At 57.2% G+C, this 18,956-nt stretch carries 19 protein-coding genes and 4 pseudogenes; 14 read left to right on the plus strand and 9 right to left on the minus strand.

Going from position 1 to position 18,956, the window contains the following annotated elements:
• The first annotated feature begins 108 nt into the window (after nucleotides 1-108).
• Nucleotides 109-384, plus strand: a complete 276-nt coding sequence (locus RBB18_RS20605; protein WP_057796892.1) for a hypothetical protein — start codon at nucleotides 109-111, stop codon at nucleotides 382-384.
• Nucleotides 385-687: 303 nt separating this feature from the next.
• Here the strand turns inward: RBB18_RS20605 and RBB18_RS20610 are convergent, their stop codons facing one another.
• Entirely contained in the window at nucleotides 688-966 is a 279-nt protein-coding gene (locus tag RBB18_RS20610) for a YncE family protein (protein WP_144435650.1), read from the minus strand.
• 15 nt (nucleotides 967-981) lie between these two features.
• Between RBB18_RS20610 and RBB18_RS20615 the strand changes: the two genes are divergently transcribed.
• Nucleotides 982-1,587 (plus strand): hypothetical protein, encoded by a 606-nt coding sequence (locus RBB18_RS20615; protein WP_152477315.1) that lies wholly within the window; start codon nucleotides 982-984, stop codon nucleotides 1,585-1,587.
• Nucleotides 1,588-1,838: 251 nt separating this feature from the next.
• Here the strand turns inward: RBB18_RS20615 and RBB18_RS20620 are convergent, their stop codons facing one another.
• A complete protein-coding gene (locus RBB18_RS20620) occupies nucleotides 1,839-2,117 on the minus strand; it encodes a hypothetical protein (protein ID WP_057796894.1) in 279 nt (92 codons plus the stop codon).
• A 203-nt stretch (nucleotides 2,118-2,320) separates the two neighbouring features.
• Between RBB18_RS20620 and RBB18_RS20625 the strand changes: the two genes are divergently transcribed.
• From RBB18_RS20625 to petA, 11 genes and pseudogenes are all read left to right on the plus strand, one after another.
• On the plus strand, nucleotides 2,321-2,785 hold the full coding sequence (locus RBB18_RS20625; RefSeq protein WP_236544606.1) for a DMT family transporter: 465 nt from the start codon (nucleotides 2,321-2,323) through the stop codon (nucleotides 2,783-2,785).
• 3 nt (nucleotides 2,786-2,788) lie between these two features.
• Nucleotides 2,789-3,118 carry an EamA family transporter gene (locus tag RBB18_RS20630; protein WP_268873936.1) on the plus strand — a complete coding sequence of 110 codons (330 nt, stop codon included), beginning with the start codon at nucleotides 2,789-2,791 and terminating at the stop codon, nucleotides 3,116-3,118.
• A gap of 222 nt (nucleotides 3,119-3,340) precedes the next feature.
• Nucleotides 3,341-3,973, plus strand: a complete 633-nt coding sequence (locus tag RBB18_RS20635) for an RNA polymerase sigma factor (protein ID WP_057796895.1) — start codon at nucleotides 3,341-3,343, stop codon at nucleotides 3,971-3,973.
• A 576-nt stretch (nucleotides 3,974-4,549) separates the two neighbouring features.
• A pseudogene (locus tag RBB18_RS23235) lies at nucleotides 4,550-4,615 on the plus strand (ubiquinol-cytochrome c reductase iron-sulfur subunit N-terminal domain-containing protein); the annotation flags it as partial.
• Between the two features lie 1,048 nt (nucleotides 4,616-5,663).
• Nucleotides 5,664-5,876, plus strand: coding sequence for a DUF5676 family membrane protein (locus tag RBB18_RS20640; protein WP_057796896.1), 213 nt, complete (start codon nucleotides 5,664-5,666; stop codon nucleotides 5,874-5,876).
• Between the two features lie 231 nt (nucleotides 5,877-6,107).
• Nucleotides 6,108-8,453 carry a copper-translocating P-type ATPase gene (locus RBB18_RS20645; protein ID WP_268873937.1) on the plus strand — a complete coding sequence of 782 codons (2,346 nt, stop codon included), beginning with the start codon at nucleotides 6,108-6,110 and terminating at the stop codon, nucleotides 8,451-8,453.
• Between the two features lie 51 nt (nucleotides 8,454-8,504).
• Entirely contained in the window at nucleotides 8,505-8,738 is a 234-nt protein-coding gene (locus tag RBB18_RS20650) for a DUF2933 domain-containing protein (RefSeq protein WP_082631175.1), read from the plus strand.
• Complete coding sequence (locus tag RBB18_RS20655; RefSeq protein ID WP_201455466.1) at nucleotides 8,735-9,385, plus strand: isoprenylcysteine carboxylmethyltransferase family protein; 651 nt, start codon at nucleotides 8,735-8,737, stop codon at nucleotides 9,383-9,385. Before RBB18_RS20650 ends, RBB18_RS20655 begins: the two co-directional genes overlap by 4 nt.
• Before the next feature lie 68 nt (nucleotides 9,386-9,453).
• Nucleotides 9,454-9,921 (plus strand): hypothetical protein, encoded by a 468-nt coding sequence (locus RBB18_RS20660; RefSeq protein WP_082631176.1) that lies wholly within the window; start codon nucleotides 9,454-9,456, stop codon nucleotides 9,919-9,921.
• Nucleotides 9,893-10,213, plus strand: a pseudogene (locus tag RBB18_RS20665) (YfcC family protein); the annotation flags it as partial. The gene RBB18_RS20660 and the pseudogene RBB18_RS20665, both read left to right, overlap by 29 nt.
• A gap of 51 nt (nucleotides 10,214-10,264) precedes the next feature.
• A pseudogene (gene petA, locus RBB18_RS20670) lies at nucleotides 10,265-10,705 on the plus strand (ubiquinol-cytochrome c reductase iron-sulfur subunit); the annotation flags it as partial.
• 44 nt (nucleotides 10,706-10,749) lie between these two features.
• Here the strand turns inward: petA and lgt are convergent.
• The 7 genes from lgt to RBB18_RS20705 form a co-directional block, all read right to left on the minus strand.
• Complete coding sequence (gene lgt / locus RBB18_RS20675; protein ID WP_057796898.1) at nucleotides 10,750-11,673, minus strand: prolipoprotein diacylglyceryl transferase; 924 nt, start codon at nucleotides 11,671-11,673, stop codon at nucleotides 10,750-10,752.
• Nucleotides 11,674-11,684: 11 nt separating this feature from the next.
• Nucleotides 11,685-13,007, minus strand: coding sequence for an APC family permease (locus RBB18_RS20680; RefSeq protein WP_057796899.1), 1,323 nt, complete (start codon nucleotides 13,005-13,007; stop codon nucleotides 11,685-11,687).
• A complete protein-coding gene (locus tag RBB18_RS20685; protein ID WP_306112338.1) occupies nucleotides 13,008-13,748 on the minus strand; it encodes a hypothetical protein in 741 nt (246 codons plus the stop codon).
• On the minus strand, nucleotides 13,745-14,428 hold the full coding sequence (locus tag RBB18_RS20690; RefSeq protein ID WP_350484433.1) for a TVP38/TMEM64 family protein: 684 nt from the start codon (nucleotides 14,426-14,428) through the stop codon (nucleotides 13,745-13,747). Before RBB18_RS20690 ends, RBB18_RS20685 begins: the two co-directional genes overlap by 4 nt.
• A 10-nt stretch (nucleotides 14,429-14,438) precedes the next feature.
• The gene (locus RBB18_RS20695; RefSeq protein ID WP_057796901.1) at nucleotides 14,439-14,867 is read right to left on the minus strand and encodes a DUF6010 family protein; all 429 of its coding nucleotides are present in this window, start codon (nucleotides 14,865-14,867) and stop codon (nucleotides 14,439-14,441) included.
• 323 nt (nucleotides 14,868-15,190) lie between these two features.
• A complete protein-coding gene (locus tag RBB18_RS20700; RefSeq protein WP_057796902.1) occupies nucleotides 15,191-15,892 on the minus strand; it encodes a copper resistance protein B in 702 nt (233 codons plus the stop codon).
• A gap of 26 nt (nucleotides 15,893-15,918) precedes the next feature.
• Complete coding sequence (locus RBB18_RS20705) at nucleotides 15,919-17,691, minus strand: copper resistance system multicopper oxidase (protein WP_306112337.1); 1,773 nt, start codon at nucleotides 17,689-17,691, stop codon at nucleotides 15,919-15,921.
• 1,017 nt (nucleotides 17,692-18,708) lie between these two features.
• On the opposite strand from RBB18_RS20705, the pseudogene RBB18_RS20710 reads away from it, so the two are divergent.
• Nucleotides 18,709-18,956 (plus strand): annotated as a pseudogene (locus RBB18_RS20710) (copper oxidase); the annotation flags it as partial.

Consider the following 18,956-nt stretch of genomic DNA (forward strand, 5'->3'; position numbering starts at 1 on the left):
AAAGCCGCACTTTGCGACAGATTGATACACACGTGCCGTCAGCAGCGTTCCAAAACCAAGTCATACTTCATCGGCAAACAATGCATGTAGGACAAAAGGAAAAAGTGAATGGGACGTAAACTGGCACTGATTTTTTGTACAACTGTCGCGGTGTCTGCTGGTGGTATTGTCTTGGCAGACAACGGCTACGGTACCGGGCATCACGAACTGCCCAAGCGAGGTGATGCCACCCATTCGGGAGATACAATGAAAGGCCACTTTCGGCACATAGACCGCAATCAGGACGGCATGGTGTCGCGCGAGGAGGTTGAAGCCCACGATGAACGTGACAAATGGTTCAAGCGAAACGCCCTGCTCGGGGAGTTTGCTGATCCAGGATTTTAGTTGTGAAGAACTCTCACAAAAGGGCAGGGTGGCTTGCTGAACAAGAGCGTGATCGAATTCTGCTCTCGCAGGCTTAGCTTTTGATTGAAGGAAGCTATCTCAAGCAGCTGAGCCGCTACAAGTTTTTCAGAGTTGACTAAATTGGCCACGTCGTGACGGCCCTTATTTCCGGAGCGGCGTGGTGATTTGCTTCAGCCTAGACTGCCAGCAGGGCCGTTGTACATACCGCAGCGTTGCTTATGCTGATTTGGCACTAACTAATCAGCTCAACTGCTTTGTCAGTAATCTTGCATAGCGGTGGACCTAAAACTGCAGTGTCCGATTGGGCTGAAATCGCCAGAACCTATGGTATTTGAACGAATTGATTCCCACGCGCCCACCTGTTGCGCGGTCAATGCGTACCACAAGGTTACGCTCGCGTGCACTCGACCAGATTGCATCTTTATCCGCTGCAACGCCGTGCAGGTTTCCTCCAAGTTCAAACGAATCAAGAGTTTCACCACTGTCGGCATTTTCAATTGAAACCTTGCCGACGTCAGACTCGCTGATAATCAATTGACGGGCCTCGGCATCCAGCATCATGTGCTTGGGTGGACCTTGCAGTTTGAAGTTGCGCGTAACTATCCCGTCTTCAGGATCGAGTTCGCTGATCGCGTCATTCCCGGCGTTGGAAACGAAGAAATAGCCCTTCTTTGGCTAGGCGATTACATATTCCGGGATCGGACCCGTGGCGACGATCGCAGTAACCTCACCGTGTTCCAGGTCGATCAGCGAAACAGCATCGAGTCCAGGATGCGTCACCGCGGCGAAGCGTTCATCCGACGAAACCCCGACATGGTGTATTATGCCGGGAACTTCGACGCGACGCAGGATTTCATGACTGTCCGCGTCGACCAAGGTGATCAGGCTCGAAGTGGTCGGGCCGGCATCTTCTCTGCCTCCATGGTGAGCTACGTGATCCTCCTCAGAAACTTCGGAAGGCTTGGGCACCATGCCGACTTCGGTTTCCGTAAGACTACCGGCAACCAGGATGCCGCGGTTTGTTGCGCCTGCCAGTTCGTGAACGTTGTCGAGACCCTCGATGCGGCCAACAGCCTCAAAGGCTTCATTCAGATGAAGTACTGTTCCGAGTTCTCCTTCCGGAATTTACACATCGGCTATTGCAGCGCTGCTAGTGAGTACTGTTGCACCGATTGCCAGTAACGGCATTCTCATAGGGTCGCTCCTTGTTTGCGCATAGCTTTCCGTGTTGATTTCCGAAGCTACCCGAAACGGGAATCGATGAACTGCGTCGACTGTGCGTTCTCTACCGCGAGGCGAAGCACGGATGAAAGGAAAGCCATAGCCGTTGACGAAACTTAAGCTGACTGCGGCGCATATTGAGCGCCACAGTCGTGATCAAGCTACAGAGAATTTGACTTTCCTTTGTCAGCAACAGCGCCTGCTGTATAGCCTCATTGGCCTCGCTGCGGATTGTCAAAGCGCTCTTCGAACATGCTCTTGAACTCTGATGCAGCCTGCATATGGGCCTCCATCTCCGCGCGCGTGACCTTGCCGTCCTTGTTTTGATCGGCGTGATCGAAATGGCCGCGCATCGTATCGTTCATGTGGATATTGTTATCGCGGTCGGGCAGATCATGATGCCCGGTTATATATCCCGTGTCCGCGAGCGCTGCGCCGCCGAGAGCCGTAGCAAATGCGGTTGCGAGAATGAGCGTGGTGTTACGTTTCATTGAAAGCCTCCATTTTGGCGTGTTGCAGGACCAAAGTGGCAAATGCGACGTGTCTTGCAACAGGCTCCGGGCGCTGTCGTGTAACGGTCTGTCGCAAAAGCCGACCTGGTTACATTTGGTGACAGATTCCCTCGGTATCTGACGCTTGATCCTGTCGATCCTAGACAGGATGAACGTGAGCCGGTTCGATGAAAGGACTGCCTATGACACCAGTAGCGGCCCTGAAGGTTGTGCTTGCGATGGTGCTCTGGGTCTTGTGCTTTCCGGTCATCGTGGTCGGGCTCAAATACTCGCCTCATCTCACTTTTGCCGCCATGAGGGCGCTCCTCGCAGGCGGCGTGCTTACAGTTTTGGCGCTGATGTTAGGGCGACCATTTCCGCGAGGGCACCGGGTTTGGTTGACGCTAGCGGGAGCTGGCTTCGGTGCGACGAGTCTTGGCTTTCTTGGGATGTTTCATGCGGCAGAGTTTGCCTCACCGGGCTTTGCGACAGTAATAGCGAATACGCAACCTCTTCTGGCCGCTGTCCTCGCGGCGTTCTGGCTCGGGGAAAAGCTGTCCTTGATTGGTAGCATAGGCTTGTTTGCCGGATTTGCAGGGATCGTGCTAATTGCTCTGCCCGATTTTCTGGCTGATGGAAACGAGAGTTATGTTATAGGCGTTCTGTAAATCATTCTTGCAGCCGCTGGCGTTATGCTTAGCAACGTCCTGATAAAATCCATTGCAGGAAAGGTGGACACCCTTTCGGCAATGGGCGTGCAGATGCTGTTAGGTAGCGTACCACTCGTCATTGCGGCGATATCCATGGAGGAGCCAACTACAATTAACTGGGCGCCCGCATTCATCGCGTCGCTTCTCGTCCTGGCGATGGCAGGATCGGCACTTGTCTATTGGCTGTGGTTCTCAGCGCTTGAAACAGTTCCATTGAATCGGGCCATTGCCTTCAGTTTTCTCATTCCGGTTTTTGGACTGACCTTGGGTATCGTTGTCTATGGCGAGTGACTCTCTGTCTTACAAATTGTAGGCATCGTTATGATATTTTTGGGAATAGGGATGGTTCAGCGCGGAAAGGAAAGGACACTCAATGAGGTTTGAATACGCATTCTTCCGAAACAACCGAGAACCGGTCGTTCATCCGTCACCTTCGATGAACGAACTTGAGTGCCACGTTATGTTGAACTTAATGCAATTTGCTCGCATCTAAATGAAATGGAGGGATGAGATATGACGGAGCCAGACACAAAAACACGGGAACCTGCCCACGACCGCGACCCGGCCGAGATCGCGCTTGCAGAGGGTCGGCAAGCCTTTCTGGGATTTCTGGTGCGCCGTTTGGGCAACAAGGCGGATGCGGACGATGTTTTGCAGGAATTCTGCGTTCGGGTGCTGACGCGCAAAGACCAGCTGCGAGACGTGGAGCGAATGGATTCCTGGCTCTATGCCATCTTGCGATCGACGATGAACGATCATTTCCGTAAGTTGGCTCGCCGGGGGCGCCTCGCCGAAGCGTATGGCAGCGAACCCGAGGCATTGGCTGATGATGCCCCCGCACAGATGGCGCAATTTTGCCGTTGCCTGGATGGTCTGGTTCCGGCGCAGCGGGCAGCAGATGCAGAATTGATTCGTCGGGTCGACTTCGGAGAGGAGGACCGTGCCGCGGTCGCCTTCGACATGGGCCTAACCCGCAACGCGCTTGGCGTGCGTCTGCATCGTGCCCGCGCGGCCTTGCGCGATGCGCTGACGGGTCAATGTGGCAAGTGCTGCAAGACAGGTTGGGATGACTGCTACTGCACTCCGATCGGCTGCGAAAACCCCGAAGATGAGACCCACTGTGCTCCCAAGGACGCATCGAACTGATGCTAGGTGAATAGGCCCAGCTTGTAATGGATTCCGCCAGGAAGCGTCGACTTACGGGAAAGCCCAGGTCCGGGCGTCATGGCAGGGACACCAAAATGATCAGCGGAAAAAAATATATCGGATCAGGCAATCCATGAGCGCCTCGCCTCCTCAACGGAGTTGTTTAGTCTCGTTCACCGGATAGGCTGCGCTTGCGCGTCGCATTCGCACCATGCCGATGCTCCGGTTTCCCAAGAACTCTTTCGGAGGATCGAAAGTGACGGCCAGAGTCTGGTTGAAGCGGCCAGAATTTTGGGTCTCGGACCCAAGGACTGCGCCTACCTCCTTGCCGGATTACGTCGCGATATGGCGACCGAACTCGTGGTTCTGCTGCTAGATACCGAAAGACCGTCTCCTGTTGTCTCAAATGAGACCAACAATTCAAAGCTACGGAAGTAGCGGCCTGATAGCAGCAAAAACCAAACGAACAGTGCTGCGGCTAATGGCCGTCGTGAACTCGACCAACAGCAAGCGACGGGGAGCAAGATGTCCGATTTAAAAACAGGCAATTGATGTCCCAGACGCAAACGCTCGCGAGACTTTCTCTACTGTGCCACTGGCGCCACCGGAGTAGTGGCAACGGGCCCCGCCGTCTGGCATTGATCAATTCCGTGAATTCTTCGGCCGATATCATCAGCCAATCGACTAGTGTCGTCGATTTAACGGACGCTACTACAAGACCCGGGAGCGCGTTTGACTGGGCGGGAGATCCTGTCTTTATATAGCGGCGTTAGCCCGCGATGATCGCTAAGGCGCGAGCGGCAGTTTTGGATCAGCTCGTTGACCCGATTGACGACGTGAAGGACCCCCCACCGTCGACTAGGAGTTGACAGCGATTGATCAGAACAGATCGGCTCTGGAGGGCGGTCAAGGGTTAATCGTGGTTCGAACGTGCACCACCTATTTGGGGGTCTGCCGGTGGGTCAGCGTTGGAGAGTTCGGCGAGTGGTTTTGCGCGTGCCACTGATAGCAGTGCGATCAGTCGGGCTGAATTGGAAAAGGTCCCGTACCCCGAAATCTCGGCATTACGCCCTATAGCCTCGAGTCCGATTTGTTGCTGTTGATCGGAGCGACGTGACTGGCGGATGGGTCGCGGAATTCACCGAATTTCCTGTAATGGAATGTAGTAGTGGGCGTCTCCAATATGAAACCATGATTGAAGGAGACCAAGATGGCTCAGAAATCCATCCAAAACGATGAATCTCAAACCAAAACCGCAAAGTCCGGTGGGTGCTGTGGCGGCAGTTCCGTCAACACAGCTACCGAAGTCCAACCCAAGGCCAGATCGTCTGCTGCACCGTTGGGGAAATGCTGCTGCAGCAAAAATTGAGATCAGTTGCGACACGGCCTCGCTTAGCGAGAAGGACAGATCAGTAGCTGTTCAACATACGTCAAGAGAAAGGTTTCATAGCCATGATTATAATAAGCGTTTTTGCGGGTTCCTGTGCCCTGCTTTTCGTCCATTCGTACTACTCATGGCGAAATCGCGCGGTAGCTATCCCGGTTGTCCTCGAACGAGATCACACATCGGACGCCATTTTTGGGCGCACATTGTGACAAAACGATACAGGAAGCTTCGTGACAGCCCTTCGGCTGTGGGTGCAGTCATCGCCACAACGAGGCAGCTCTGAAAGGTTTGGAAGGAGAAATCATGTCAGATTTTAAATCGGTTCGTATCTATCCCCTAGGGATGGCCCTTGGGACTCTGCTGGCGATCAGCTTCGTGCTGTGCGTTATCTCCGGCCTGACATTCCCGACCGCCACCATGTATCAGGCCTGGCTACCACTTCTGCCCGGCGTGACTTGGATCAGCTGGCCAAGCGTCTTTCTGGGGCTGATCGAGAGCTTCGCCTATGGCTGGTAAATTGCCGTGATTTTCGTACCGGCGTTCAACTTCTTTTCGCGCAAGGCGAAGGCATGACAAACCAACAAGAGTACCCCCAAAAACCACCTTGTGGCCATCGTCCCTGCGCGTTGGGGGCGTCGGTTACATCGATCCAATAGTGACGAGCCAATTGCGAACAGGAAAGGAAGCAGGATGAACGTGACGAAATGCCGGGGCGGCAGGCAAAGAGAGGGTGACGAGAGCTATGACATGGTACCAGACGGCTATACCGGCACGGTCTATACCTGCTCGATGCACCCCGAAGTGCGTAGCGCCGAGGAAGGGAAATGTCCCAAATGCGGCATGTTCCTAGTGCCCGAAGGTGACGTTGGGCAGCAATGGCATCATGACCATTCTGGGCACGCCCATGCGCATGGCGCTGCAACTGTCGGGGTGAAGAACGGCGACTATGACACCGTGCCGGAGGGCTTCAACGGCACTGTCTATACGTGCCCGATGCATGCGCAGGTACGCCATCCTGGCCCCGGATCCTGTCCGATCTGCGGCATGGGGTTGGAGCCTGAAACAGTCAGCCTTGAGGATGATGGTCCGAATCCCGAGCTGGTCGACTTTACCCGTCGATTCTGGGCTGGTGTCGTGCTGACAATGCCCGTTCTCGTTTTAGCGATGGGTCCTTTCGTAGGTTTCACATATTTCATGGAGCAACTGGGCGAACGCCCTTCGCTCTGGCTGGAGTTGGCGCTCTCGACGCCCGTGATCCTTTGGTCGGGTTGGCCATTCTTTGTGCGCGGCTATCAGTCGTTCCGGACGATGAATCTCAACATGTTCAGCCTGATTTCGATGGGTGTAGGTGCGGCGTATATCTTCAGTATCGTTGCGGTCATCGCGCCGCAGATTTTCCCGACCGGGTTCCGCGATGAGAACGGCAATGTCGGCGTCTATTTCGAGGCCGCCGCCGTGATCGTAACGCTGGTTCTGCTGGGCCAGGTGATGGAATTGCGCGCCCGCGAAGGCACCGGCAAGGCGATCCGGGCCTTGCTGGACATGGCAGCCAAGACAGCGCTCGTGATCCGCCCTGACGGCACCGAAGAGGAAATCGAGCTGGACCAGGTGCAGCTGGGCGATCACATTCGCGTGCGCCCCGGCGACAAGGTTCCGGTCGATGGTGTGGTGGTCGAAGGCCGCTCCTCGGTGGACGAGTCGATGATTTCCGGAGAACCCGTCCCCGTCGAGAAGGTCGCGGGCGAACCCGTTACCGGGGCCACGATCAACGGCACCGGCAGCCTGGTCATCGAGGCCACGCGCATCGGGGCGGATACAATGCTTTCCCAGATCGTGCAGATGGTTGCCAACGCACAGCGCAGCCGTGCGCCGATCCAGAAATACGCCGATCAGGTCGCGGGGATGTTCGTGCCAGCGGTGATCGCCGTCGCAATCGTGTCATTCATCGTCTGGTCGATCTGGGGGCCTGATCCCGCAATGGCCTATGGCCTCGTCTCGGCTGTGGCGGTGCTGATCATCGCCTGTCCCTGTGCGCTTGGTCTTGCCACGCCGATGTCGATCATGACCGCCACGGGCACAGGTGCGCAGATGGGCGTACTGATCAAGAACGCCGAAGCGCTGGAGCGGTTTGAAAAGATCGACACGCTGATAGTGGACAAGACTGGTACGCTGACCGAAGGGAAGCCCAAACTGGTCGCGGTGCTGACCGAGGAAGGACATGACGAGGCCGAAGTCTTGCGCTTGGCCGCATCGCTGGAGCGCGGCTCAGAACACCCGTTGGCCGAGGCCATCGTGCGCGGGGCAGAGGAGCGCGGTGTCGATTTCACCAAGACCGAGGACTTCGAGGCGGTGACCGGCAAGGGCGTCAAAGGCCGCGTCGACGGCAAGTCGGTTGCGCTTGGCAATGCAGCACTGATCCACGACATGGGACTGGACAGCGGCGCGCTGGTCGACACCGCCAACGCGCGGCGCGACGAAGGCGAGACCGTAATGTTCATCGTACTGGATGGCACGATTGCCGGATTGGTCAGCGTCGCTGACCCGGTCAAGGAAACTACTCCCGCGGCCCTCAAGGCGCTACATGAACAAGGATTTCGGATCATCATGGCGACCGGCGACAACGAGCGCACCGCGCAGGCCGTCGCTAGCCGCCTCGGCATTGATGAGATTCGCGCTGATGTACTGCCCGAGGACAAAGCGCATATTATCCGCGAGCTGCAAAAACAGAGCCGAAAGGTCGCCATGGCCGGCGATGGGGTCAATGACGCCCCCGCACTTGCCCAGGCAGATGTCGGCATCGCGATGGGCACGGGAGCGGATGTGGCCATCGAAAGCGCGGGGTTCACATTGGTTAAGGGCAATCTCGACGGCATCGTGCGAGCCCGCAAACTGAGCCACGCCACGATGCGCAATATCCGCCAGAACCTGTTCTTCGCGCTGATCTACAACGCGTCGGGTGTGCCTATAGCAGCCGGTATCCTCTATCCGTTCTTTGGTATCCTGATCGGCCCAATTTTTGCCGCCTTCGCCATGAGCGCATCTTCGCTGTCGGTGGTGTTGAATGCTCTTCGGCTGCGGCGACTGAAGTTCTGAACCAATAATGGCAGACGATTTCTCCATTCAACAGTAACAGGATCAAAGCAGATGACTGAGCATGATGATAATCACGACAATCACGAAAACGGCTTTTGGAAATCTCGCACAGGCGTCTTTCTTCTGATTGCTCTCGGGATTGGTGCGTTCCTCCTCGCATTCGAACATCGCGTCCACATTTTTGGCGGTAATGGGTTTCTCGCGCTGCTTCTTCTCGGATGCGTCGTGATGCATCTCTTCATGCATGCTGGGCACGGGGGTCATGGCGGAGGCGATAAGTCATGATGCACGATCCCGGTTATGGGCTGTGGTTCTTTACCCTGCTGAATGCCGCCATTTTCATCATGTTTGCATTCAGCTTCTTCAAGCCGCAAACGGCGCGAGACTGGCGTAGTTTCGGAGCCTTCAGCGCATTTTTAGTGGCCCTGTTCACCGAAATGTATGGCTTTCCTCTCACGATTTATCTGCTGTCCGGTTGGTTGCAGAGCACGTACCCAGGGATTGACTGGTTTTCGCACGATGCCGGCCACCTTCCGGAAATGCTCTTCGGCTGGCAAGCCAACCCGCATTTCGGCCCTTTCCACATCCTAAGCTTCGTTCTGATCGGACTTGGGTTCTGGATGATCTCGGCCGCATGGCGAGTGCTTTACCAAGCCCAACGGAACGGCACGCTGGCTACCAGTGGTCCCTATGCGCGTGTCCGACATCCGCAATACGTGGGTTTCATCCTCGTTTTGACCGGCTTTCTGGTCCAGTGGCCAACATTGCTGACACTGGCGATGTATCCGGCGTTGTTCTGGATGTACGTGCGGCTTGCTCGCGCAGAGGAGCGGGAAACCCGGGCCGCGTTCGGAGACAGGTTCGACGCGTATGCCGCGCGAGTTCCCGCCTTCTTGCCAAACTTCACGCAGGCACATGACGCAACTCAATGACAAGACGGTAGTGGATCCCTGAACGACAATCCAACCGATAGGGAAGCACACAGTAATGGCGTGTCGTCATGGTTTCCAACCGCGTACACGATCCTTTTTCCTTAATCATCATTGTCGCAGGCCTGACCTGGATCATCCCCGCAGGACAATATGATCGTGCGATGAACGAAGAGGTCGGGCGTGAAGTTGCCGTGCCGGGAACCTACCAGACCGTCGATCCCAATCCGCAGGGCTTTGTCGAAGTCATGCTAGCTCCCGTGGCAGGATTCTATGACCCGGACAGTTATGCGGCGAACGCAATTGATGTAGCGCTGTTTGTGCTCCTGCTGGATGGGTTTCTTGGCGTAGTCAACGCCACCAAAGCCATCGATACTGGCATCCAGACGGGCGATGGGCTGCATGAAAGGGCGCGAGATCTGGATGATACCGATCCTGATGTCGCTGTTCGCCTTGGGCGGCACGACCTACGGCATGGCATAGGAAAAACCGGCCTTTTATGCACTGCTGATCCCGGTTGTTGTCGCCGCGGGGTTTGATGCGGTCACCGGCGTCGCCATCATCCTGATCGGAGCTGGCATCGGCACCCTCGGCTCCACGATCACCCCTTTTACAACCGTCATCGCATCAAACGCGGCGGGGATACCCCTTACCCAGGGTATGGCATTGCGGCTAGTCATCCTGACCGGCAGACTCTTGACATGCATCGCCTACGTGATGCGCTACGCCGCTAAAGTAAAGGCCGATCCATCCCACTCGGTGGTCGCCAAGCAGCGCGATGCACATCGCCGGATATTCTTAAGCGCTGACGATGGCGAATTCACCGAACCGGAGCTGACCGGAACCCAGAAGCTGGTGCTGGTCCTGTTCTTCGCCACCTTCGCGGTGGTCAGGGCTTTGCTCAGGATCCGCGTGGATATTTCCGAGCTGACACCTGGCACGCAACTCACTGTCAAGTAGCGGGGAAAACCGGTGTTCATCCGCTATCGAACTGAAGAGGAAATTTCTGCGGCACGTTCCGAAAGTGTCGCCGACCTACCTGATGCGATCGCAAGAAACCCCAACTTCGACGGGGACGTGCCTGCGACCGATGAGCACCGGGCAGTTCCCGGCCGCGAAGAGTATTTGATCATGATTGGCGTTTGCACTCACTTGGGATGCGTTCCGCTTGGAAAAGGCTCCGGCGATTTTGGAGGTTGGTTTTGCCCTTGCCACGGCTCGCATTATGACCCCGCCGGGCGCATCAGAAAGGGACTCGCACCAGAGAACCTTCACATTCCGGACCTTTCGCTGTCGGATGACTTGATTCTCGTTTTGGGATAAACGGCGCGCAGCGTTTCATTGCATAGGTTCGAGCGGATCGAAACTTACACAGTCTCGGTTGTCTTCTGGTCGCGATCTCGCTGTTGCATGCGAAAAGCCCAACAGATCAATGCCAGTCCGGCAAAGATCATTGGAAGCGACAACGCCTGCCCCATCGTTAGTCCCCAGGTTCCGAAATGCAGGGCGTGTCCGATTGGGTTATCCTCACTCACGAATTGCAAATCCGGCTGCCTGAAGAACTCGACTAAGGCCCTGGACATGCCATAGCCCGCAAGAAACACTCCTGTCAGGGCACCGGGCCTTTTCAGCCATCCCTTTCGCCATGCCAGAACCAGCATAAGGATGCCCAGCACCACTCCTTCAAGCAACGCTTCGTAAAGCTGCGACGGGTGCCGCGCACATAGCCCCACCACGCCTGGGCAGGCTTGCGCGGCCTCTCCGGGGAAGATCACCGCCCATGGAACATCAGTCGGCCGTCCCCAGAGCTCGTTATTGGTGAAATTGGCGAGACGTCCGAGTAACAACCCGGGTGGCGTGGCCAGAGCCAAGATGTCCGCAGTTCCAAGAAACGACGCGCGCTGGCGGATACAGAAGACAAGCCCAGCGACCGTCACCCCGAGAAACCCACCATGGAAGGACATGCCGCCCTGCCAGACCATCAGGATTTCCAAAGGGTTTTTCAGGTAGTATTGCGGCTCGTAGAACAGGACAAAACCAAGACGCCCACCGATGATGACGCCGAGAATAATCCACGTGAGCAGTTCATCCAACTGCGCGGGTTTCATAGGTGGCCCAGCATCCGACCAGAGCGCAGGACGCCCGAAGGTCCGAACGCAAATTCGCCAACCTGTTACGATGCCGACGATGTACGCGAGCGCGTACCATCGGAGCGCGAGGTGAAAACCCCAAATATCAATCGAAAAGACTTCGTGGCCGATGTCTGGAAACGGAAGGGCGGCAGTTAGCATTGTCTATCGTCCTACATATGCGAGTGAGGCTCGGATTTATCCTCTTGTGGTGGACGATGGCGCAAGAATAGACCCACGAAGGCAAAGACAGCGACCATCATCCCGATCGAGACCAGCACGATCAACGGATCGCTCTGCCATTTCAGCGCGGTGAACGCCGCCAGCACGATGATGTCGAGCGCGATCGCGCCGAGCAGAATAGCCCCCACGGCACCAATCTCCTGTCGCAGGTGCCGAAACACGCCCCAGTGGATGATGATGTCCATCACCAGATAGAAGAACGCACCGAGCGAGGCGATCCGGCTGAGATCGAAGAACACCGCTAGGAAACTGGCGATTACCACGGTGTAGACCAAAGTATGGTCTCGGATCGCACCCGGCATGCCGAAGTGGCTGTGGGGGATCAGTTTCATGTCGGTCAGCATGGCAAGCATTCTAGAGACCGCGAAAATGCTCGCGATCAGTCCTGATGACGTGGCGACGATGGCCAATAGGACAGTCAGGTAGAAGCCCGTGCGGCCCAAGGTCGGCCCCGCGGCTTCAGCAAGGGCATAGTCTTTTGCAGCGATGATCTCTTCAAGGTTAAGACTGGAACCGACGGCGAAGGCGACGAGAAGATAAACGATAACGCAGATGCCGATGGACGCAACGATGGCCCGACCGATATTACGGTTCGGATTGTTCACTTCGGCACCGCTATTGGTGATCGTGGTGAACCCTTTGAAAGCCAGGATCGTAAGCGCAACGGAGGCCACGAAGCCGGTGATTTGCGTCGATTGCCCGTCCGTCGCCGCCTCGAACGAGATACCGCCTGCCCAGAGCGCCGCCGCCCCGAAAAGCGCGATACCTCCCACCTTTAGGATAGCCATGACGATCGAGAACAAGCCAACCGACCGGTTGCCGGCAGCGTTGATGAGATAGGCAAACACAATCAGACCCACACCGAGGGTAGAAACCAACCAGTTGGTCCGCTCGACGCCTAATCCCTCCAAAGAATATGTGGCGAAAGTCCGCGCAACGAGGCTTTCGTTGATGACCATCGATAGGGCCATGAGCAGCGCGGCCCCCGCGGCGACGGTCGTCGGGCCATAGGCCTTTTGCAGGATCACCGCGATGCCTCCCGCAGACGGGTAGGCGTTGGACATCTTGACGTAGGTATAGGCGCTGAACGCGGTGACGAGCGCGCCGGCGATGAAGGACAACGGGAAGAGTGGTCCGGCAAGCTGCGCGATCTGCCCGGTCAGTGCGAAGATACCGGCGCCGATCATCACGCCTGTCCCCATCGCAATCGCACCGGCGAGGCTGATGCTGTTCGCCTTGTATTCCGATTTCATCTAGACATTTTCCTTTCCGAATGCGCGTGCCTTCCCGGCAGAGAGCGTCTGCGGTCTGCGGTAATGGCCCCGCTTGCCATCCCCGGCGATGAGATTGGCGCCGGGCCAGTCGTAGAGGCACCAACTTTGGCGAAAGGCTTCCAGCAGTTCGGGCTCTGCGCGATGCCTCGCGACCGCCCGGGCGAATGTTTGCGGCGGACGATGTGTGAAATGCGTTTGCGGGTCGTCACCATCGCGAAAGACGCGCGCGGCATAGCCCGGGGCGCCGACCGGGTAGAAGAGAAACACTAGCAGTGCCCGGATCGTCCAGCGCAGCCTGCGCCCGGGATAGCGGCTGATGAGCCGCGCGGACAGCGACGACAGGCGCAGCATCCGGCGGTAGAGGTCCCAACCGACATCGGTGACGACCGCGTGCGCGCACCCCGTCTCGACCCCTGGGCGCCGCAGAGCGGTATCGGCGGCGACGGTGTAGATGTCAAGCTCCACCATCAGCCGGCTGCCGCCATCGGGCAGGGTCTGCAAACCGACAATCTCCCGCGTTTCTTCCGCTGCACGATCGAGCGTGACGAGAAAACGCTCGATGTCTTCAGGCGGCCAGCGCACCTCTTCGCCATCCGAAAGGTGCAATGCCCGATTGCCCAGTTGCCGGCGGCAAGTCCGCAACATCTCGCGGCGGATCAGCGCGCGAACGGCTCTCCAGTCCGGGGACGGGCGCGCGTCGGGCCTGGGGGTCGCGGTCATGAGCGTGCCTTCCTCCCGCGCTGCTCGCGGATCGCCACGGCGATAATGGGGGCCAGCGTCAGTGCCCCCAGCCCGACAGCGGCCCAGGCGGCTCGCCCGGGCTCCCCGCTCATCGCCTCGTTACCGAAATGCGCGAGAACGAAACTGGCGGGGATGATGCCGGCAAGCGTCGCTACAGCGAAACGCCAGAAATGCAGGCAGCTGAGACCGGCAGCGTAGCTGACGATGTCGAACGAGATAAACGGCATCAGCCGGCTGGCGAACACGGTCAGGGTCAGCGCGTTTTGCGATCCGAGCCAGCCCTTGTCCACCGTCTCGCCGAACCATCTGGTCAGCACATCGCGCCCTAGGAACCGTGCCAGAGCGAAGGCCGCCAGGGCGCCGAATTCGGCGCCGATGACGATGTAAATGGTGCCGATCGTATGTCCGTATGCGGCACCTGCCGCCAAGGCGATAGGTGCGCTTGGGATCGGCGTGGCGACGATGGCGATCGTCATGAGGGCGATGATGACGATCGGCCCCCATGCGCCGGCAGCGCTCACCCAGGCCGATATCCGCTCGCCGCTGAGGTCTTCCACGAAGCCTGACAAGGGCCCAAGGAACAGCGCCGCCGCAGCGGCCACGAGCGCGACCGCGAGGACGATTTTTGCGCCTGTTCCAACCGTGATGCCCTGTGCCACCTGACCGCCCTCACGGTAGATAAAGGATGAGGAGAAAACCGGCGGTCAGCAGATCGAAGACCACGCAGTAGGGAATGTACCATTTCGGCACCGGTGCACCGAAGGCGCCAATACGGTGCAGCAGGTCCCAGGCCGCATGCGCCGCCAGTCCCAGCGGCAACGCGAGCGGCGACCAGAGCAGACCAACAAGCGCCACAAACGCGTAGAAGGCAGCGGCCCCGAATTCCAACCAGAACAGCCGGGCCAAGCCAGAGGAGGCGCCGAAACCGATATAGGCGCCCCCTATCACGGCCAGTGTCAGGGCCGCGATTGCGACCGAGACCTGTTCGGGCACCCAAAGGTGAACGGGCGCAAATACGAGGAACAGCCCCGAACCGATGGCACTTGGACCCAGCGTATCTGTAGTGATCCAGCCGACTTGGCTTCTATCGTTCGACATCGAGCGGTGCGTCCTCGTATTTGGCGGGGTTGCGTCCGGGTCGCTACGACCCTAGGGCTTCCAGCTAATGGAAGCTCAAGACGTAATCGTAGAATCTCCATTTCACGCGGCGTCGACGGCCTGGCCCATCATCTCGCGCACTTCGACAGCGATCTCGTTAAGCTGACATTGCCATGCTGCGTCCGCTCTACCGCATGTGACCCGCGTGTCCCCGTCCACTCATCACGGTTTCGTTTCAAGTTTGGCTGTTAATCTCTCACGCTCCCTTTGGGAATTGCATAGTTTGAAGGTCGCCCGGGCTTGCAGCCGGGGCGACAAAATTTTCAGAACATTAGGCTTGTACCGAAGACGATCGAAAATGCATCAGTATCTTCACCATTTGCTTTGACGATGTCCTTCGTGTCGCCATAAGAGGCCTCGTAGTTAACGCCGACATAAGGAGAAAAAGCGCGGTCGATGACGTCATAGCTAAGCCGCGCTCCGATCTCCACTATAGCACCGCCAGCGCCGCGTTCGCGCGCCAGATCATCCTTCAGGGGCATATCAACTTCGATGCTCGGCGTGAAAATCAGGCGGTTGGTCAACAGTGCCTCATACTCTGCCTCGAAACGGAAGAATGGGTGATCAGACACGAAAAGATCGGCATCGATCTCGAACCACTGCGGCGCGAGGCCTTTGAGGCCGACCACACCAGCGTAGCGGTCAGGTGCCCCACCCGGCGTATCCGCATAAGCCCCCACTACGGCATCAAAGAAAGGCGAAACTGGAAACTGAAGTCGCGCCTGGTTTTCCAATTTTTCGAAATCATCCGATGTGAGGCCAAGCTCGGCTTCGCTTCTCCAGACGAATTTCAACTCATCCGATCCCGCGAGAGCATCAAAATCCCATACGAAGGCATCCTCACCATCCATCGCGCGATATTCGAACTGCTCCGCTTGGAAACCCCAGATAAGCGGCTCGGCGTATGTGACCTGAGCCCAGGGCAGAAAGAGGCCGGCAAGTCCGGCCAGTTTGAAACGTTTCATCTTGATTTTCCTTTTTTCTGACTGGTTCAGGCTGGGCGCCCTCTGACTACGACTTTGCGGAACATGCCACCGTCAGCGTGGTAAGAGAGGTGACAATGGAAAGCCCACTGTCCAGGGGCATCGACCTCGACCTCTATGTCGGTTGTCGTGCCGGGTTGGACGCTCACCGTGTGCTTGATGGGGTTACGCGCGCCCTGACCGGTATCGATGATCGACCACATCCCGTGCAGGTGCATTGGATGCGCCATCATTGTCTCATTGATGAAGCGGATGCGCACCCGTTCGCCATAATTCAGCACGATTGGGTCGGCATCCTCGTATTTTACCCCGTTGATCGACCAGATGTAACGCTCCATGTTGCCCGTCAGACGCAGTTCAATGGTGCGCGAGGCAGCGCGGTTCCGGTAAAGCGGCCGCGCAGCGCGCAGATCCGTGTAGGACAGGAACTTGCCGCCGTTATAGGCCTTGGGTGTCAGCCCGCTGCCTGGCGCATAGAATGGGTCGCCATTGCCTGACATATTCATGCCAGAGTGCTCCATGCCGTTCATGCCGGGCTTATTCATACCCTGCATTTTTGAGTGCTCCATTCCACTCATGGTCTGCATGCCACTTGCGTTCTGCATGACGTGGTCACCCATATCCATCCCCATCATGCCGCTCATGTCGGCCATTGTGAGCAATGGCTTGGACCTGAGCCGCGGCACGGCCCCGGCATAACCTTCTTTTGGCGATAGAGTCCCACGAACGAGCGCAGTGCGACCCATTGATTCGGCAATGATGCTATAAACTTTGTTTTCCCGCGGCTGGACGATGACGTCAAAAGTCTCCGCCACGGCAACACGCAGTTCATCCACCGTGACCGGCTTGACGTCGTTGCCGTCAGCCTGGACCACGCTCATCTTCAGGCCCGGGATACGCATGTCGAAATAGGTCATGGCCGAAGAATTGACTATTCGCAGGCGGACCTTCTCACCGGGCCGGAACAGCCCTGTCCAGTTTTGCGATGTGCTCCGCCCATTGATCAGAGCGGTAAATCCCTGCACATCCTCAATGTCCGTTGGCATCATCCGCATCCGCCCCCACATCCCGCGATCCTTTAGGGCTGCTTTCAGACTATCCTGGCGCGCGTCCTCGATCAGGGTTTGCAAGGTGCGTTGCGAGCGATTGTAGTAATCCGGCATCCTCTTGAGATTCCGCATAATCCGGCTGCCCGGATGCGGGTGCTTGTCGGCCAGTTGCACGACATAATCACGATCCGCCCGAATCCGTTCACCGTCGCGCGGCTCGATTACGATGGCCCCGTAGGCACCATCGGGTTCCTGAAAGCCCGAGTGGCTGTGGAACCAGTAAGTTCCCGCTTGCTGGATCGGAAACCGGTAGGTGAAGGTTTCACCCGGAGCGATACCGTTGAAGCTGATACCGGGGACGCCGTCCTGCTGGAAGGGCAGGATCAGCCCATGCCAATGAATTGAGGTGCTCTCGCGGAGGTTGTTGGTCACGTTTATGGTGACTTCCTCGCCTTCCTTGAACCGCAGGATCGTTGGAATCTGGCTCTTGTTGTAACCGACCCCCATTTTCCGAAAGTTCCCAGTGTCGATCCGAACCCGGTCGACAGTGATATCATAGGTCCCTTTCGATGTGATCTTTGGCGATCCGTGCGCGCGCAATGCCGTCGGCATGGCAAGCGCGGCAGCCGCAGTCAAACCGAACTGACGCCGGGACAGACCTTTTGCCAGATGTTCCGACGAACTGAGCGCTGTATCGGAAAGCGCGCACTGTTTTGCTTTGAAGAGTCGCATACTCTTCTCCTTTGCGATGATTGAGTCGAAGGTTCGCCCGATCACGGCAGACCTCGAGTAGCTTCTGAGAAGTGATCCCGCGAGTACCCGAGGTGTTTCAGGACCACCCGAACAGGGGAGCCCTTCACACGTTCACGCCGTTTCTTATTTGGACGAGACCGGAAACCTGAGCCGTAAGATGCAGGGATGAGAATCGAAGCGCGTTCAGACTCGCGGAGGGGGCGAAGACGCTTCCGGCTTCAAGCCTTCTGCGTCGACCGCGCGAGACCCATGATAAACGTGCACGACAAAGAGCTTCGGTTCGGGTAGTGCATGATCGGCGTTAGAAAAAGTGACGCAATGCACCATCATACCAGGGCAACCGGGGATAGTATCGTCCGACACAAGATGTGCGTCACAATCACGAACGTCCATCGCGGCAACGTGGCTCCAATCTTCTTGCGGCGAGCCAGCTTCAGGTCCGACAAACGGCATGGCCGCTACCATCAAGACGATGAGCGACAGAATATGAGCCATTCGTGTCAATCTGAAAAAACGCATACATCCCGAACCTTTCACAATTAAAAAAGCGCGATTGCCAACAAAGATCAAGGATACATTTCGTTACAAAAATTATGCTTCTAAAGCATTGGTTTTTCTTGACCTTCCAGCGCCGGAGCATAGCCTGCTCGATCAGGACCCACGCTTCAAAAGGCTGAATATGCTACTTTCACCAATGCTATTCTTTGAAAGGCACAGGTTTCATTCGGCCGCTAAGGCAGTCGCGGCGAGCCGCAAGTTTTTGCAAGCGCAGCCGGTGGAGAACATGCGGCAGGCGAAACCAGTCCGTCGCATAGATTTATCGTTCATACTGATCGACCGGGCTGCACAGGCGGTGGCTGGGTTCCACCTGAAGCCCAATGGCCGGAGGTCAGCATCTACATACCCGTTGGCGCCGTACGCGCTTACGAGTTCACAGCCGTTCATCTGGGTGACTGGGCGATCCACTGTCACAAGTCACACCACACGATGAACGCCATGGGCCATGACGTGCCGACGTTCATCGGGGTCAACAAGAAGCCGCTGACGCAGAAGATCCGTCAGTTTCAGCCGGAATACATGCCTATGGGCACGAACGGGATGGGCGATATGGCGAAAATGGAAATGCCGCTGCCCGACAATACCATCCCGATGATGACGGGTTGGGGCCCTTACGGCCCCATCGAGATGGGCGGCATGTTTTCGGTCGTAAAGGTGCGGGACGGCATCGACGCGGACGATTACTC

This window comes from Roseovarius sp. MMSF_3298, assembly GCF_030733705.1.
In the GTDB taxonomy this organism is placed as follows: Bacteria; Pseudomonadota; Alphaproteobacteria; order Rhodobacterales; family Rhodobacteraceae; genus Roseovarius; species Roseovarius confluentis.

What these genes read in the sequence shown, in the direction of transcription:
- RBB18_RS20605 (WP_057796892.1), top strand. Translation starts at nt 109, where the DNA reads ATGGGACGTAAACTGGCACTGATTTTTTGTACAACTGTCGCGGTGTCT.
- RBB18_RS20610 (WP_144435650.1), bottom strand. Translation starts at nt 966, where the DNA reads ATGATGCTGGATGCCGAGGCCCGTCAATTGATTATCAGCGAGTCTGAC.
- RBB18_RS20620 (WP_057796894.1), bottom strand. Translation starts at nt 2,117, where the DNA reads ATGAAACGTAACACCACGCTCATTCTCGCAACCGCATTTGCTACGGCT.
- RBB18_RS20625 (WP_236544606.1), top strand. Translation starts at nt 2,321, where the DNA reads ATGACACCAGTAGCGGCCCTGAAGGTTGTGCTTGCGATGGTGCTCTGG.
- RBB18_RS20635 (WP_057796895.1), top strand. Translation starts at nt 3,341, where the DNA reads ATGACGGAGCCAGACACAAAAACACGGGAACCTGCCCACGACCGCGAC.
- RBB18_RS20640 (WP_057796896.1), top strand. Translation starts at nt 5,664, where the DNA reads ATGTCAGATTTTAAATCGGTTCGTATCTATCCCCTAGGGATGGCCCTT.
- RBB18_RS20645 (WP_268873937.1), top strand. Translation starts at nt 6,108, where the DNA reads ATGGTACCAGACGGCTATACCGGCACGGTCTATACCTGCTCGATGCAC.
- RBB18_RS20650 (WP_082631175.1), top strand. Translation starts at nt 8,505, where the DNA reads ATGACTGAGCATGATGATAATCACGACAATCACGAAAACGGCTTTTGG.
- RBB18_RS20655 (WP_201455466.1), top strand. Translation starts at nt 8,735, where the DNA reads ATGATGCACGATCCCGGTTATGGGCTGTGGTTCTTTACCCTGCTGAAT.
- RBB18_RS20660 (WP_082631176.1), top strand. Translation starts at nt 9,454, where the DNA reads ATGGTTTCCAACCGCGTACACGATCCTTTTTCCTTAATCATCATTGTC.
- lgt (WP_057796898.1), bottom strand. Translation starts at nt 11,673, where the DNA reads ATGCTAACTGCCGCCCTTCCGTTTCCAGACATCGGCCACGAAGTCTTT.
- RBB18_RS20680 (WP_057796899.1), bottom strand. Translation starts at nt 13,007, where the DNA reads ATGAAATCGGAATACAAGGCGAACAGCATCAGCCTCGCCGGTGCGATT.
- RBB18_RS20685 (WP_306112338.1), bottom strand. Translation starts at nt 13,748, where the DNA reads ATGACCGCGACCCCCAGGCCCGACGCGCGCCCGTCCCCGGACTGGAGA.
- RBB18_RS20695 (WP_057796901.1), bottom strand. Translation starts at nt 14,867, where the DNA reads ATGTCGAACGATAGAAGCCAAGTCGGCTGGATCACTACAGATACGCTG.
- RBB18_RS20700 (WP_057796902.1), bottom strand. Translation starts at nt 15,892, where the DNA reads ATGAAACGTTTCAAACTGGCCGGACTTGCCGGCCTCTTTCTGCCCTGG.
- RBB18_RS20705 (WP_306112337.1), bottom strand. Translation starts at nt 17,691, where the DNA reads ATGCGACTCTTCAAAGCAAAACAGTGCGCGCTTTCCGATACAGCGCTC.